At 66.7% G+C, this 15,585-nt stretch carries 13 protein-coding genes; 8 read left to right on the forward strand and 5 right to left on the reverse strand.

The window, feature by feature from the left end; genetic code table 11:
* Window positions 1–22 precede the first annotated feature (22 nt).
* The 4 genes from ACZ4O3_RS01210 to ACZ4O3_RS01225 form a co-directional block, all read right to left on the reverse strand.
* Window positions 23–1,240, reverse strand: a complete 1,218-nt coding sequence (locus ACZ4O3_RS01210; protein ID WP_362713557.1) for an ATP-grasp domain-containing protein — start codon at window positions 1,238–1,240, stop codon at window positions 23–25.
* Window positions 1,237–2,478, reverse strand: coding sequence for an MFS transporter (locus ACZ4O3_RS01215; protein WP_362713555.1), 1,242 nt, complete (start codon window positions 2,476–2,478; stop codon window positions 1,237–1,239). Before ACZ4O3_RS01215 ends, ACZ4O3_RS01210 begins: the two co-directional genes overlap by 4 nt.
* A 5-nt stretch (window positions 2,479–2,483) precedes the next feature.
* Window positions 2,484–3,737, reverse strand: a complete 1,254-nt coding sequence (locus ACZ4O3_RS01220; RefSeq protein ID WP_467720730.1) for an ATP-grasp domain-containing protein — start codon at window positions 3,735–3,737, stop codon at window positions 2,484–2,486.
* A 65-nt stretch (window positions 3,738–3,802) separates the two neighbouring features.
* Window positions 3,803–4,717 carry a phytanoyl-CoA dioxygenase family protein gene (locus ACZ4O3_RS01225; RefSeq protein ID WP_467720731.1) on the reverse strand — a complete coding sequence of 305 codons (915 nt, stop codon included), beginning with the start codon at window positions 4,715–4,717 and terminating at the stop codon, window positions 3,803–3,805.
* 234 nt (window positions 4,718–4,951) lie between these two features.
* Here ACZ4O3_RS01225 and ACZ4O3_RS01230 point away from each other — a divergent pair, with 234 nt between their 5' ends.
* From ACZ4O3_RS01230 to ACZ4O3_RS01265, 8 genes are all read left to right on the forward strand, one after another.
* The gene (locus ACZ4O3_RS01230; RefSeq protein WP_467720732.1) at window positions 4,952–6,877 is read left to right on the forward strand and encodes a methylaspartate mutase subunit E; all 1,926 of its coding nucleotides are present in this window, start codon (window positions 4,952–4,954) and stop codon (window positions 6,875–6,877) included.
* 60 nt (window positions 6,878–6,937) lie between these two features.
* Window positions 6,938–7,825, forward strand: a complete 888-nt coding sequence (locus ACZ4O3_RS01235) for a TauD/TfdA family dioxygenase (protein WP_467720733.1) — start codon at window positions 6,938–6,940, stop codon at window positions 7,823–7,825.
* Window positions 7,826–7,850: 25 nt separating this feature from the next.
* Window positions 7,851–8,504 (forward strand): cyclase family protein, encoded by a 654-nt coding sequence (locus ACZ4O3_RS01240; RefSeq protein ID WP_362718867.1) that lies wholly within the window; start codon window positions 7,851–7,853, stop codon window positions 8,502–8,504.
* A gap of 88 nt (window positions 8,505–8,592) precedes the next feature.
* Window positions 8,593–9,513, forward strand: a complete 921-nt coding sequence (locus tag ACZ4O3_RS01245; protein ID WP_467720734.1) for a hypothetical protein — start codon at window positions 8,593–8,595, stop codon at window positions 9,511–9,513.
* 2 nt (window positions 9,514–9,515) lie between these two features.
* A complete protein-coding gene (locus ACZ4O3_RS01250; RefSeq protein WP_362718872.1) occupies window positions 9,516–10,502 on the forward strand; it encodes an ATP-grasp domain-containing protein in 987 nt (328 codons plus the stop codon).
* A 187-nt stretch (window positions 10,503–10,689) separates the two neighbouring features.
* Window positions 10,690–11,706: a beta/alpha barrel domain-containing protein gene (locus tag ACZ4O3_RS01255; RefSeq protein ID WP_362718875.1), complete on the forward strand. Its 1,017-nt coding sequence runs from the start codon at window positions 10,690–10,692 to the stop codon at window positions 11,704–11,706.
* Window positions 11,707–11,892: 186 nt separating this feature from the next.
* Window positions 11,893–12,999 (forward strand): ATP-grasp domain-containing protein, encoded by a 1,107-nt coding sequence (locus ACZ4O3_RS01260; RefSeq protein ID WP_467720735.1) that lies wholly within the window; start codon window positions 11,893–11,895, stop codon window positions 12,997–12,999.
* A 138-nt stretch (window positions 13,000–13,137) separates the two neighbouring features.
* The gene (locus ACZ4O3_RS01265) at window positions 13,138–13,410 is read left to right on the forward strand and encodes a transposase (RefSeq protein ID WP_467720736.1); all 273 of its coding nucleotides are present in this window, start codon (window positions 13,138–13,140) and stop codon (window positions 13,408–13,410) included.
* A 444-nt stretch (window positions 13,411–13,854) separates the two neighbouring features.
* Here ACZ4O3_RS01265 and ACZ4O3_RS01270 read toward each other — a convergent pair whose 3' ends face one another.
* Complete coding sequence (locus ACZ4O3_RS01270) at window positions 13,855–15,384, reverse strand: helix-turn-helix domain-containing protein (RefSeq protein ID WP_467720737.1); 1,530 nt, start codon at window positions 15,382–15,384, stop codon at window positions 13,855–13,857.
* Window positions 15,385–15,585 lie beyond the last annotated feature (201 nt).

Consider the following 15,585-nt stretch of genomic DNA (forward strand, 5'->3'; position numbering starts at 1 on the left):
TGCGGTCCCGTGCGGTAACCGATCACTCGGGGGTGATGGACACGATGATTTCGTTCTTGACCTCGGCCAGCCGGTCGACGACTTCACGTGAATTTGTGCCACAGACGGACGCGATCGCGATCGCATCCTTTGCTTGCCTGGGTTGCCTGATGAGTTCACCCGGACGGTAAGGCGCCGTGAGCTGAAGCAGCCACTCGGCCTGCGGAATCACGTCGAACCCACGAAATCGCCCCAGCCTCGGCGGGTAGATCATGGACCAACCGGTCGCCGGCTGGTCCATACTCGCCTTATTACCGCCATCCGGGACAGCGCGCCCGATCTGCGGCAAGATGCTGGCGAAAAGCAGCGAAACCCCATGGCGATACCGAAATGTAGTGTCTATTCCGGCACCGCCGGGGCGGCCGGCCAACTCGCAGAAAACCGCCCTCCCGCGGTCATCGAGAAACGCTTCGAGGTGTGTGGCGCCACTGAACCAGGAGATGCACGCGAGCACCGCGCGGTTGAAGTCCAGCAGGACTTCGAGGTCCGGTCCGTCGTCGAGGGTGTGCGACCGGACCTGCCCATTCAGCGGAAACGTTTCATGCGAGTCCAGGTACTGCGAGACGGAGACAGCAACAGGCACACCGTTATTGACGACGCTGTCGATGTGGAACTGGCGGCCCGCGATGAATTCCTCGGCCTCGTAGCGGTCTGGACCGGCGAGTCCCTGTTGTTGCAAGCGCATCAGCTCGTTCTGGTTGCGGACAATGTGCACGTCCAAAGAAGAGGAGCCGAGGACAGGCTTGACAGCGATGTGACCGAACTTGTCGAGAAGCTCTGCTGCCTGCACGGGTTCGGATATTTCCATGAATTCCGGAACTCGGATTCCGTGCGACGAGAAGTGGCGCTTCATCGCCACCTTGTCGCGGAGCAGCAGCGTCTGCTCCGTGCCCATGCCGCCGACGCCCATGGTCTCGCGCAGGCGCGCGGCCGGCAGCAGCAGCCGCTCCTGGGTCGCCACCACCCAGTCGAACTCGAGGTCACCGACCAGTTCCGGCAGCGACCCCGCGAGCTCGCCGGTGGGGTGGATGTCCACCGGTATGCAGCGGTCCACCTGACCGGGGGGCATCCGGGCGAGGTCGCGAGGTCGCGCGAGCAGCGTGACGTCGTATTCGTCCTGAGGGAAGAAGGGGCTGCCGTCATCGTGGCGGTAGGAGTCGTAACCGACATGGCTTACCAGGGCTACCCGTTGACGAGTCACTGCACCTCCGAATTCACGGCACGACGGGTATCGACTCCCGGCACCTGTTCCGACGTCATTGTTCTGCTGCTGATCGCCAGGTGCGCCAGCCCGGAGGCGAGAGCGAGGGCCACGGCCGCGAGAGCCAACAGTGCCCCCGGCCCCAGCGCCTGGACGACCACACCGCTGGCAGCTGCCCCGACGGCTCCGCCCAACGACATGAACGAACTGATCCACGACTGGGTCTCCGCAGCCAGGTTGTCCGGCGACAGATCACCGACCGTCGCCCACAGGGCCACGAAACTGGGCCCGACGGCCATTCCCATGATCGCCGCGGCTACGATCAGGATCACGGTCCAGGTGAAGCTGGCCGCCGCCACCAGCAGGGTTCCCGCGGACAGCACGGCCAACGTGACGGGGAACGTGGCCCGGCTGGCCCTCCCGACCGGCAGGGCTCCCAGAGCTAGGCCGCCCGCCATGCTGCCCACCGACATGCAGCTGAGGAGCACTCCGCTCATCAGCGGTGCGTCGTGCTGCTGAGCCCAGGCGGGGAACGCCAGCTCGATCGCGCGGACCGCCACGAAGAAGGCCACCACCGCCACCATGGTCCGGCGCACCGCCTGGTCACGCAGCGGGCCCAGCCAGTGGCGCTCCGCGGACCGCGCCTGACTGTGCTGGTGCGGGAGCTTGCGGGAGAGCAACAGGAGAGTCGCGCTGGTGGTCAGCAGCGCGGAGGCGGCGAGGCCGGCCCACGGCGCCACGGCCACCACCAGAAAGGCGGCGATGGTGGGACCCACGATGTATCCCACGTCGGTCAGCACGGCGTCCAGCGACAGGATCGACCTCCGGAGGTCGTCCGTCGTCATCGCGCGCCACATCAGCCGGGTCACGATGTAGATGGGTGGGAGCGACGCCGACGCGGTGAACGCGCAGACCAGCGTGGTGGCGAACGACCCATGTGTGCTTTCGTTCCACACCAGGACGGCCAGCGCGCCCAGATGCGCCACGAGCCCCGGTAACATCACGGGGGTGTAGCCGCAGCGGTCCATGAGCCTGCCCCTCAAAGGGACGGTGGCACCGGCCAGCGCGGACACCGAGACCACCACGGCTGCCTGACCGAGACCCCGATAGTGCGCGACCTCGAGCAGGAGAGCGACCGAAGAGATACCCGGCTTCAGCTTGCCCGCGACAGCGGCGAACAGGGACGAGCCGAACCTGGGCAGAGCGAACAGCTCCCGGTACAGGGACAAGAACTTCATCGGGATCAGCAGACCGGTTCGATCACAGGTTTCACGGTGTCGCGAACCGCAGCCATGCGCTGGATCAGTGTCGGGCGGTCCGGCGCGGAGACACTCACCCTGAGCGGAATGGTCGGGATGCTGGTGGTCGTCGGCACCAGGTCACCCGGACGGTAGCCGACCACCAGCTTGTCCACGCCGGGCAGTTGCTCCACCTTGTCCAGTCCGCGGATCTCTACCAGACGACCGGCCGGCCCATCATTGCGAATGGCGTTGGCGCCGCAGTAGCTGTCGAACTTCACCGGCTCGGTCGCGATCCTCGGCGCCTCACCCAGGCGGACGGCCAGGCTCTGGCGATGTGGGTCGAGATCGCTGTGCGCGAGCCACGCGTCGATCATGGGGTACGCGGGCAGCCGGGCGCCCAGTTCGATGAGGTGGGGCTCGCCGGCCGACATCTTGATCTCGGTGTGACTGGGTCCCAGACGCACGCCGAACGTGTCGAGCACCCGCCGTACGTAGTCGACGGCGGTCTGCCAGTCGGGGTCGTCCCGGGAGATCTGCGCCCACTCCCAGTACGGGAACGAGTAGTCCCGGTCGTCGGGTTGCCGGTACTCCCAGATGTCCAGGACGTGGTGCGTGCCGTCGTGCGAGAAGAAATTGACGCCCAATTCCCGCCCGCGCACGTACTGTTCGACCAGCCAGGCCTCGACCCGCCTTCCGAAGTGGTCGGTCCGGTGCAGGGTTGAGAGGTCCTCGGCGTCCCCCGGCCCGCTCAGCAGCCGGATACCGTGCGCCCCAGCCCCGGTCGTGTGCTTGGCGATGGCCGGGAAGCCCACGTCGCGCGCCGCACGGGCGATGTCGGCCGCATCCTCGACCATCACGTAACGGGGAATACGGACTCCCGACCGCGCCGCGGTTTCCCGCATCGCCGACTTGTCCCGGCGGGCGAGGGCCAGCCGCGCACCGTTGCCGGGCAGGCCGAACTCCTCGGCCAGTGTGTCGGCCTTGTCCACGGCAACGTCGTTGGCGGGTACCACCGCCCGGATGTCGGCGCCCAGTTCGGCGAGCTGCGTCCGGATGTCGTCGAGTTCCGCGGCGTGCAGACTGACCGTGTCACCGACGGTGTGGTCGGGGTACCGGGTCCGGAGGTGCTCGCCGGGCATCGTGTACACGGAGATCACGGCCATTCCGCGCCCGGCCACCTGGGGCTTGAAACCCCTGCCCGGCCCGCAGGGGTCCATAAGCACGACAGCGGGCGTTCCGCTGAGCGAGCTGGTCATGATGCTCCTTGCGTCTTCTCGTCGAATGCGGCGGGGACTGTGCTGCTCTGCATGCCAAAGGCGCCTCACATCGTGGTGCCCGCCGCGTCCTTCGTGCCGTACTCGTGGGAGAAGTAGCCGGTGGACAACTTCGTCCCATCGCTCACGTGCGAGCCTTCCTGAACCTGGTAGAGCGAGTTGAACTCCGCCGCCGCGATCGGGAGTCGCCACTGCCCGGCCTCGCTGCGTACGACCCTGGAGGCACGGCCGCGCACGAGCTTCGCCGTCGGCTCGTTGTGCGCGGCATGCGGACCGTAGTAGATGGGAAGGGCGTCGGCCGCGCGGTAGGACGGGATGAAAACGCGGCGGTACCTGTCCGACAGATTCTTCTCCGACGAGTGCAGGAGCAGGGGGTGGATGAACACCACCGATCCCGCGGCCCCCTCACAGTCGACGATCGCCGATTCCTCCAGGCCCACGTCGGCGGGGGACGAGACCTTGCCCACGAAGTATCCCTCCGCCTCGTGCTGGAGAAGGCCGTGCCGGTGTGAACCGGCGACCACCCGCAGACAGGCGTTCTCCCGGGTCGCGTCGTCGAGATAGATCAGCGTGGCGACCAGGTCGGTGTTCGTGTGCGGGTAGAACGCGAAGTCCTGGTGCCACTCGACGACACTGCCCACACGCGGCGGCTTCACGTTGAGCTTCGAGTACTGCAGCACGATGTCCGAACCGATCAGCTGCTCGACCGCGTCGAGGAGCCCGGGGTCCTCCGCGATGTCGGCGAAGAGCTCGTCCCTCGAGGTCGGGGCCCAGATGCGGCGAGCCTTGGAGCCGTCCTCCGGCTCCGCCTCGGCCACGCCGGCGAGGTTCGAGGGGGCAAGCAGGCCGTCGACCACGGATCGTGCCTTCTCGATCAGTTCGGTGTCGAATATTCCGTCGACGACGCAGAACCCGTTCTCACGGTAGAAATCTACCTGACTATCACTGAGTATGCTGGCCATCGAGTAACCCTTTCCTCGTCGCACCCTTGCGGATCCCGCAGACCCTTGCGATCCAATTCCTACACGTCACGGCCACACACCGCAAGGCATCCAATGCTGCCCGCAGAGGCAGTTACATCATGTGATGCGCACTTTTCTGCCGGGCTTCTGCCGCGCTTCTGCCGCTGATACGAATGCGTTTCTTCGTTACTGTCGACACGACCTTTCCCCGTACTCCACCGCCCGAGGTATTGAATGTCAGAGGCATTGCCGAAGCCACGGTCGATCGTGCTCGGCGGGATCGGCGCCGATGCCCATTCGGTGGGTCTCACACTGCTGAAACACGCCATCACGGAGGCTGGCCACGCAGTCTCTTTCATGGGCACGCAGAACAGCCTAGACGACTTTTTCAGGCATGCGGCCAACGCCGATGTCGTGATGATTTCGTGCATGGACGGTCATCTGCGCCATTACCTGAAGCGGTTTCCGGACCTCATGCTCAAGCATCCTGACATCGATGCACTCTGGTATGCCGGTGGAAACCTGGACGTGGGCAGTTCCGAGCGGATACGTGGTGAAGCGCGTCGACTTGGCTTTAGGCGGATCTTTCCGACATACGTCGATATTCCGACAATCCTCTCCGTGCTGACCGAGGATCTCTCGACCAAGTCTCCGGCGGTACGCGGCACACCGGTAGCCGTCTCCTGGCCCACCCATCCGGGCACCGCGCCGCCCGACCAACGACTCACCGAAGAGGAGCTGAAGCAACAGCGGCCCGCGGTGCTGGAGTCCTGGCCGACCGGTTCGCGTGCGCGGGACCTGGCGGACAACGCGGCCTTCCTGCTCCGGCAGCCGTCCTTCACTCGCGCGCACGCACCGGGTCCGCGAGGGGAGCGACCGTTCCTGGTGCAGCCGCGCTCAGGCGTGGCGATTGCCGCCGAGCAACGCGCGGCCTTCGTGGCCCTGCGTCGGGCCGGCGCGGACGTGCTGTCCTACCAGATCGATTCGCTCACCAGGAACAACGAATACCGCAAGGCCGGCGACGCGATCGCGGAGAGCCGGGAACGCGGTGCCTCCACGCTCAACGGATTCCCCATGGTGAATCACGGGGTCGACGTTCTCCGCCAGGTGATATCCGAGGTGAGGACACCGCTGCAGACCCGACACAGCACCCGCGACCCACGGCTCCTCGCCGAGATCTCATGCGCCGGCGGCGTCACCGGTTTCGAGGGTGGCGCGATCACGTACAACATCCCTTACTTCAAGGACTACTCGCCGGCCCAGTCACTCCAGAGGTGGCAGTACGTCGATCGACTGGTCGGTCTCTACCGTGAGAAGTTCGGTGTCGTCATCGACCGTGAATTCTTCGGCACCCTCACCGCGGTCCTGATCCCACCCAGTCTGGCGATCGTCGTCAACTTGATCGAGGCCATGCTGGCGGCCGGCCAGGGCGTGGGCTCCGTTTCACTCGGATACGCCGAACAGGGAAACCGATCCCAGGACATCGCGGCGATCAAGGTGCTGCGCGAACTGGGCCAGAAATATCTGGCGAACCTGGGATATCCGGGAGTTCAGGTGAACGTCGTGTTCCACCAGCACATGGCGGCGTTTCCACAGGACCGGACACGGGCGACGCAGTTGATCGTGGCCTCTGCGGCCACCGGCCGGCTGTCCGGTGCTTCGCGGCTGATCGTCAAGACACCGGTCGAGGCGACCACCATTCCGTCGGTGTCCGACAACCAGGAGGGCCTGCAGCTGAGCCGCCTGGGAGCGTTGGAGTCGAACAACATCGAGGTGGACGAACGGACGGTCCACGAGGAGGCGACCGTCCTGCGCGCCGAGGTGGACCAGATCCTCGAGAGCGTCCTCATGGCCGGCGACGGCAGCCTCACGGAAGGCGTGGTGAAGGCATTCGCGCGCGGTTATCTGGACGTACCCTTCTCCCCCAGCGTCTACAACCGTGGCGAGGTACTGACGGCCCGAGACGTCCGGGGTGCGGTCCGCTACCTGAACACCGGCCGGCTGAGGTTCTCCTCCGATGTGATCGAGTTTCATCGGAGTCGCATGAGCGAGCGCCGCAGGACGGAGCAGCCGCCCGTGCGAAGCGAATGGCAACTTGTCGAGCGTGACGTGCTGCAAATCCCATCGGGCCGTTATCGCAAGTGGCCGCTCGATGCGTGAAATGCACTTGATCGCCGACCAAGTCGCACGGCTCTCCCCATAGAAATGGATAAAGTCACGATGGCAACTGAATTCACGATCCCGGAGTTCACGATCTCCGACGCGGCGGCCTCAGCACTGCTGGCGCGGGAAATCGACAAGGAAGCGCCTCTGGACCGGTGGCCGACGGAGACTTTCCCGGCGGCCGGTACGGAGATCCTGGCGCTGCGTGACGAGATAGTGTCAGCCATCCGTAAGGACGCGGGGGGCGTCGTCGTGCGAGTCGCCCCGGAGGGACTCAGCGACCACGACATCAGCACCCTCTACTGGAATTTCTTCACGGTGCTTTTCCGCCCGGTTCCGCAGTACAGCTCCGGCGAACTCATCTATCCCGTCGAGGTCAAGGCCGGTGCCGCGGCCACCAGCCATTACTCGAACTCCAACAAGACGGGAAACTATCACACCGACGGCACCCTGCTGCCGCAATTGCCCGACGTCGCCTTTCTGTTCGGCCTGTCGTCCGCGACGGGCGGAGAGACGCTGCTGATGGACGTCGAAAGCCTGGTTCGGGAACTCACCCGGATCGATCCGGCCCACGTCGCCGAACTGAGCCGGCCCGTGCCATTCGACGTCAAGGACCAGATGGCCGGCGTCAAGATCAAACGGCAGCCCGTACTGACGCGGACGGACAACGGCTACGACCTGCGTTACGTCCGCATGTACGTAGAGCAGGCATTTGCCGCCGAGGGCACACCGATTCCGCCGGCGCTTCTTGCGGCCATGGACGCGTTCGACCAGGTCTCCGCTGCCGCTGCGGTGGACGCGGAAGCCGTGCTGCTCGAACGTGGCGTCGGCCTTCTGTGGGACAACCGGCGAATTCTGCACGGCCGCCGGCCGTTCCAGGAAACCACCTCGAACCGCAGGCTGCGCCGCATCTACGGCGTGTACGAAGACGGACGAGCCAACTAAGTCGAAGCGAAGGAGTGGGCACCGCATGCCACGTACAGTTGATCTCTCCCGCCCGCTGGAAACGGGTATGCCGCACGCGCGCACGATCCAGGCCCCCGAATTCACGCCCACCAGCACATGGGCGGACGACCGGATGCGGGTCATGCGACTGAACATACCGACCCATATCGGCACCCATGTGGATGCTCCGTCGCACTTCGTCGAGGACGGCGCCACGCTCGACCAGTTGCCCGCGTCGACGCTGGTCGGTCGGGCGTACTGCATCGAGGTGCTGCGGGACGAGCCCGTTCCGATCACGGCGGCCGACCTGAAGTCCGCCGTCGACCTCGAACCCGGTGACGCCCTGCTGATCCGCACCGGCTGGGACGACCGCTACGGCGAGCCGGCCTATGTGGACAGCCACCCCTACCTCGCGGTCGACGCGGCCCAATGGGCCGTGGACACAGGGCTGCGCCTCATCGGCATGGACACGATCAGCCCGGATCTTCCGATGAGCATGCGCCCGGCCGACTTCCCCTACGACGTGCACCGCACACTGCTGGGCGCCGGCACGCTGATCGTGGAGAACCTCGTACTGCGCGAAATCCCGGACCGGTGGACCACGCTCTTCGTCGGTGTGCTCAACGTCCGCGGCGGAGACGGCGCACCCGCGCGGGCGCTGGCCGTGCTGGACGACTGAACCTTTCAGCAGCACCGCCCGCACGAACGATGTCGAGCGCCGGCCTGCGAGCCCTTTCGCCCGGCGCCCCTATCCAGGAGCGAGATCCATGCCCACCCTTTCTCCCCCCTCCCTCATCTGGCTCCGATCGGAACGCGATCACACCTCGGTCGCCGCGGCCGACCACGCGAGCGTGGGGGACCTGACCGCGGCGGCGGCGGACCTCGGTGTCCAGCTGCGCACGGCCACGGTCGACGACCTGGTCGTGAGCCAGACGGGAGAGACAGCGGTCGTGCGGGTGCGGGGCGAGAGCGTGGACCCGTGCGACACCTTCTTCCACACCGGCTCGGTCGGCGGGTCCACCCAGGCGGCGGACGCCTGGCGCCTGTTGAGCACCATCGGGATCCTCGAGGCCGCCGGGTTCATGGTCACCGTGCCCGCCGTTCACTCCATCACCTGGACCGACAGGACGGTGCCGCTCCTGAGTTTCGACTTCGGCGAGGTGCGCACCCTCCCGTCGGTGCGGCTGTGCACCCGCGAGATCGAGGTCCATCGGGACCGGCTGCGCGTCGCCGACTGGGGGTTGGAGTTCCCGGTGGCGGTGCGCCCGGCGGTCCGCCGGCCCGGCGACCGGGTCTTCGTCGCGGAGAGCGAACGCAGGCTGACCACCTTCCTGCAGTTGGCGGGCGCGTCCGAGGTGACCATCCTCGTGCAGCCTTGGCTCGGAGAACACGTCGTCGAACACTCCGTGGTGTGTGTCGACGGCGAGCCGACCGGTCTGGAAGGCACGCTCGCCGAGCGGCTCTCCGACCCCGCGAGGTCGGTCGCGAGCGCGCTCAAACTCGCCTACGTCCGGGTCGGGTTCGTCCAGGACGCCGATCGGTTCTGGCTGTCGTACGTGGACTGCACGGGCTTCGCACCCGACGCCGACGCCGACGCCGTCGAAGTCCAACTCGTCGCCTACCGCGAGGCGTTTCATCGGTTCCGTGCCGCAAGCGACGCGGTTTCGGCCTCGGCAATCGGAGTCTGAGCATGACGACAGTGGACGACAGCGATGCGATCACGATGTTCTGGATCCGCTCGGAACGCGCGAGCAAGTCACCGAATCCCTATGACGCCCCGATCAACACAGGCTACGACGAAGCCGCGCACGCGGCAGGCATGCGGCTGACCCGGATCAGCGTCGACGACGTCGTCGTGGGCACCATGAAGGACGCCGGCGCCTCGGTCCGCGTGCGCGGTGCGCTCGTCGCACGGGACAGGGCCTTCTTCCACACGAAGCTGGTCACGTGGCCGGTCGACCGGTACGACTACTGGCGGCACCTGACGACCTACGCCGCTCTGTCAGCGGCCGGGTTCTTCACGACCGTCCCCGTCGGGCTCAGCCTGATCAACAACGAGAAGACGCTCACTGCGCTGCAGCGCTTCGGCAGTGAGGTGTCGCGGCTGCCGTCGGTGCGCCTGTGTACCCGCGGATACGACCGGGACCATCTCGACTGGTGCACCGCCTCGATGCGCGCGAGCGACATCGATTTTCCCGTGGTGGTCAAACCCGCCAGCTGGGGCGGCGGCAACGGTGTGTTCGTCGCCACCACCATCGGGGAACTGGACGCCGTGCTCACCTGGGCGGCCGCCACCGAGCTGACGGTCGTGATCCAGCCGTGGCTGGGTCGGGACGTGGTCGACTACCGCGTGCACTGCCTCGACGGTGAGCCGCACAGCGTGCTGACTCGCGCACTGCGCGGCGACGCGCTTGCGGGCAACCTCGCCCAGGGCGGCACGGCCGAATGGACCGGCATGCCCGATGCGGTGATCGCCCCCGCGCGGGCGGTGGCCCGTGAGATCGGGCTGCCGTACCTCTGCGTCGACTTCCTCCGTGCCGGCGGCCGATGGTGGTTCTCCGAGATCGAGGTCGACGGCGGGCCGCCGGACCCGGACGTCAACAAGGTCCGCTTCGGCTCCTACCGCTCCCGCTTCGACACGTTTGTCAGCGAACTGCGAGTCGGCAGCGCAACCTGACCAGGGCAAGGTCTGCTCATTCCTTTTCCCAGTCGGTCCGCGTTTCCTCAAGAGGCGTTTTCTCCCGTCACCACGCGCCTTTCTGCCGGGCTTCTGCCGCTGACGGACAGGCATTTTTCAGCTAGGTTCGAAACACTGTTTTCCCATACTTCTCTGCTTGAGGTGTTCAATGTCAGAGACATCGCCGATGACTGCCGAGGACGGGCAGGCATCCGCAGTCGAAATCCTGGACTGCACGCTCCGTGACGGCAGTTATGCCGTGGACTTCAAATTCACCGAAAGCACGATCAAAAGCGTTCTGACCGGTCTTGAAAGAGCAGGTGTCCGGTTTATCGAGCTGGGGCACGGGCTGGGCCTCAATGCCGCTGAGCGCACGGCTCATCCCACCCTTGTCTCCGACGCACGGTGCTTCGGCATCGCGTCCGAGACGCTGACAAGCGCGAGTTGGGGGATGTTCTGCATCCCGGGAATCGCCGAGCTGGATCACCTGAGGCAGGCCGTGGCCGCCGGCATGCAGTTCGTCCGGGTCGGCGTGGACATCTCCGCCGTCGCACCGGCCGAGGCATTCCTCGCCCTCGCCAAGGACCTGGGCATCACGGCGTTCGTCAACCTCATGAAGACGAACGTACTCGAAGTCGACGGTGTCACGGACGCTGTCCGGCAGTGCGCGGAATACGGCGCCGACACCGTCTACCTCGTCGACTCGGTGGGTGGTTACCTGCCGTCGGATGTCACAGAGCTTTTCGAGAAGGTCGGTCAGTCGGTGACGATTCCGCTCGGCTTCCACGGGCACGACAACCTGAGCCTGGCCAACGCCAACGCGCTCGCGGCGGCGTTGAGCGGCGCCCGGTTCGTCGACACGACGCTCGACGGCATCGGCCGCGGGGCCGGCAACACCGTGACAGAGACGTTCGCGGCTACCCTGCATGCCCAGGGCTGTCGCGATACGTACGACTTCCGGGCTCTCGCGGAGCTGAGCGAGTCCGTCGTCCGCCCGTTGGAGCGACTGCACGACGACCGCACGTACCAGCTTGTCGGCGGCATCACGCGCACGCACTCCAGTTTCTTCCCGCTGATCAGCAGGTGCGCGAAGATCGCGAACGTCGACGTCTTCGAGCTGATGGCCGCGGTCGCCGACATCGATCGGGTCCACCCCGCGGAGGCCATGGTGCTCGAGGCCGCCAACGCCATGGCCGCGCGCTAGTCGTCGTTACGGAGAGGAGTTTCGGTGGAATCGAACGGACCGGTGGTCCTGCTTATCGACCCTGCCGACAGCAGGAACGGACGCGCGTACAAGGCCGCCGTACGGGATCTGGGATTCCACGTTGTCTCGCTGTCCACGGGCCCGTCGTCCACGGCCGCGGATCTGCCCGTCGACCCCGACGGCGAGATGTCGCTCCGGTGCCGCAACGCAGACGATGCCGTCCGGCAGGTCCGTGCCGCCGGGTTCGACCTGCGGGCCGTCGTCCCCTCCCGTGGGTCGACCCTCCACCTGGCCGACGAGATCGCGGCGCGGCTCGGCCTGCCCGGAAACGACCCCACTCTGAGCTGGGCACGGCGGAACAAGGCGGCGATGCGGGCCAGGGCCGCACAAACGGGGGTCCGCGTTCCGGAGTTCCGGCTGGTCGACTCTCTCGATGCGGTCGCGGAGGCCGCCCGGGACATCGGCTTTCCCGTCATCGTGAAGCAGACGATGGGCTCGGGCTCCTACGGCGTCACGGTCGTCGGTGACGCGGCGGATCTGGACGAGGCGGCCAAGGAATTGGCAGTGGATTGGCACGACCGACCGGTCACCGAATGGTTGGTGGAGCAATACGTACGCGGGCGCGAGTACGCGGTGAATTTCTGCAGCGCCGACGGCGAACACCGGCTGATCGACATCTGGGAATACCGGCGGCCCGACGATCGCGACTACGATTTTCCCCTCTGGGACATCGTGCAGATCGACGATTCCCATCCCGACTACGTCCGGGTCGAGCGGTTTTGCAAACAAGCGCTTGACGCGTTCGGCATCCGCTATGGCCCCGGCCACATCGAGGTCAAATGCAATGATGACGGGGACGACGTCCACCTGATCGAGCTCGCGGCCCGGTTCTCGGGCGGCCCCGCCGTACCGCTGTGGACGAGACACTCCGATCTGCGACCGTTCCACGACGCCGTGGAGTGCTTCCTCGGCCGCCGTCCGAACATGATCGACGGGGATCACGGGTTCCGTGCCGTGCTCGGCTCCGTCGTCATTCGCAACGACGACGCCCCCGGCACGCTGGTGGCCATACACGGGCTGGACGAGCTACGCGCCCTGCCGGGCGTCGCCGACGTGCTCGTGGAGTTCCGGCCCGGGGATCATGTGCCGACCACCAACCACAACATGTGTATTCCGGTCAGCGCCTCGGTGCACGGTCCGGACCGGGCGACCGTGCTCCGCACCTTGGCCGTCGCACGGGAGGCGGTCAGGCTGGAGATCACACCCGACCCCGCCGCGCTGACCGTCGGATGAGCGTGCCCGGCGCCGTGACCCCGTCGTGGCGCCGTGCACGCCACCCGGGACGGGATGTCGTCGCGGCCGAGGAGTTATCAGCGGACTCCGACGCGGACCATGGTGACAGCGTGGGCGGCGTGTCCAAAGGGGGCGCCTGTGATCCTGATGCGGGACCGGTTGGACGTGCTGTTCGAGGACGAGGATTTCGCGGCGCTGTACCCGCGTGATGGGCGCCCTGGGCTGCCGCCTGAATACTCCCTCGGCGTGGAGTTGGACGATCCCAGGTTTGATCACTCGGTGCTGTGCGAGTTCCGGGCCCGGCGGGACGCGGCCGACCGGCTGCCGCATGTGATGCTGAACCGGCTGGTCGAAGCCGGGCTGCTCAAGGCTGGATGCCACCCACGTGCTCGCCGCCGTCCGCAGGCTTAGCCGCCTGGAGTTGGTTGGCGAGAGCCTGCGGGCTGCACTCGAGCAACTCGCCCAAGCAGCCCCGGACTGGCTGCTGCCATGGGCGGAGCCGGAGTGGGACAAGCGCTACGGGCGCAAGGCCGAGATCGGCACAGTTCCTGATGGGAAGGCCGGGGTGACCGCCCTGACCGAGGCTTTCGGCCGGGACGGATGCAAAGTCCTCGCCGCCACCTTTGCGCCCGACACCCAGCCCGCGCTGGGCGAGTTGCCGCAGGGCCAGCGTGTTCACGGCACCTTTGATCCGGTCCAGCTTCGCTTCACCGTCCGGGCCGGGAGATTCCTTCCACTTCCATGTCCCAGTAGCCCGCCGCGGGCCCAGAGGCCCAGAGAATCCCAGAGATGCCGCCACGCCCTTGTCTGACCTGCTGAGCGGCAGGTCAGACAGGGTGTGGCGGCATCCGCATGTCAGATGTCGCGGAAGATCTCGATCTGTGCCCCGACCGTGTTGAGGCGTTCCGCGAGGTCCTCGTAACCGCGGTTGATGACGTACACGTTGCGCAGCACCGACGTGCCCTCGGCCGCCATCATCGCCAGCAGGACGACGACCGCGGGGCGCAGTGCCGGCGGGCACATCATCTCGGCCGCGCGCCAGCGGGTCGGTCCCTCCACCAGTACCCGGTGCGGGTCCAGGAGCTGGAGGCGGCCGCCGAGGCGGTTCAGGTCGGTGAGGTAGATCGCGCGGTTGTCGTAGACCCAGTCGTGGATCAGGGTCTTGCCCTGGGCGACCGCCGCGATGGCCGCGAAGAACGGGACGTTGTCGATGTTGAGGCCGGGGAACGGCATCGGGTGGATCTTGTCGATCGGCGCCTCCAGCTTGGAGGGGCGGACCGTGAGGTCGATCAGCCGGGTACGGCCGTTGTCCGCGAAGTACTCGGCCGTGCGGTCGTGGTCGAGCCCCATCTCCTCCAGGACCGCGAGCTCGATCTCCAGGAACTCGATGGGCACGCGACGGACGGTCAGCTCCGACTCCGTCACCACCGCCGCGGCCAGCAGGCTCATCGCCTCGACCGGGTCCTCGGAGGGGGAGTAGTCCACGTCCACGTCGATGTGGGGGACGCCGTGCACGGTCAGGGTGGTGGTGCCGATGCCCTCGACCCGGACGCCGAGCGCCTCCAGGAAGAAGCAGAGGTCCTGGACCATGTAGTTGGAGGACGCGTTGCGGATGACGGTGACGCCGTCGTGCCGGGCGGCGGCCAGCAGCGCGTTCTCGGTGACCGTGTCCCCGCGTTCGGTCAGCACGATCGGGCGGTCCGGGCGGATCGAGCGGTCGACCTGGGCGTGGTACTGCCCCTCGGTCGCCGCGATGTCCAGTCCGAACCGGCGCAGCGCGATCATGTGCGGCTCGATGGTCCGCGTACCGAGGTCGCAGCCGCCGGCGTACGGCAGCTTGAAGTGGTCCATGCGGTGCAGCAGCGGGCCGAAGAACATGATGATCGAGCGGGTGCGTACGGCGGCCTCCGCGTCGATCGCCGCCATGTCGAGGTCGGCCGGCGGCACCAGCTCCAGGTCGATGCCCTCGTTGATCCAGCGGGTCCGCACGCCGATGGAGTTGAGCACCTCCAGGAGGCGGTACACCTCCTCGATCCTGGCCACCCGGCGCAGCACCGTGCGCCCCTTGTTCAGCAGCGAGGCGCACAGCAGGGCCACGCAGGCGTTCTTGCTGGTCTTCACGTCGATCGCGCCGGACAGGCGGCGGCCGCCCACCACCCGCAGGTGCATCGGGCCCGCGTAGCCCAGGGAGACGATCTCGCTGTCCAGGGCTTCACCGATTCGAGCGATCATCTCAAGGCTGATGTTTTGGTTGCCGCGCTCGATACGGTTGACAGCGCTCTGACTGGTGCCGAGCGCCTCCGCGAGCTGTGCCTGTGTCCAGCCGCGGTGTTGCCGGGCATCACGGATGAGCTTGCCGATGCGTACGAGGTAGTCGTCTGCCATGAGGTTGAGGTTATCTCAGATATGAGATGGTGCCCGGTTGGGGGGTCCGTTCGGGTGATGCCTCGTCAGCGTGGGCGCACCGTACGCCGGCCCGGCCTCCGCGAGTGCCGGGCTCTCGCAAATGTCCCGGAATGTACCGATCTGACAGATTTTCCGACACGCCGAGCCTCCGCCTTGTGGGGGACCCGCGCCTCGGGGCGG

The sequence above is a fragment of the Streptomyces sp. NPDC026515 genome (genome assembly GCF_055567595.1).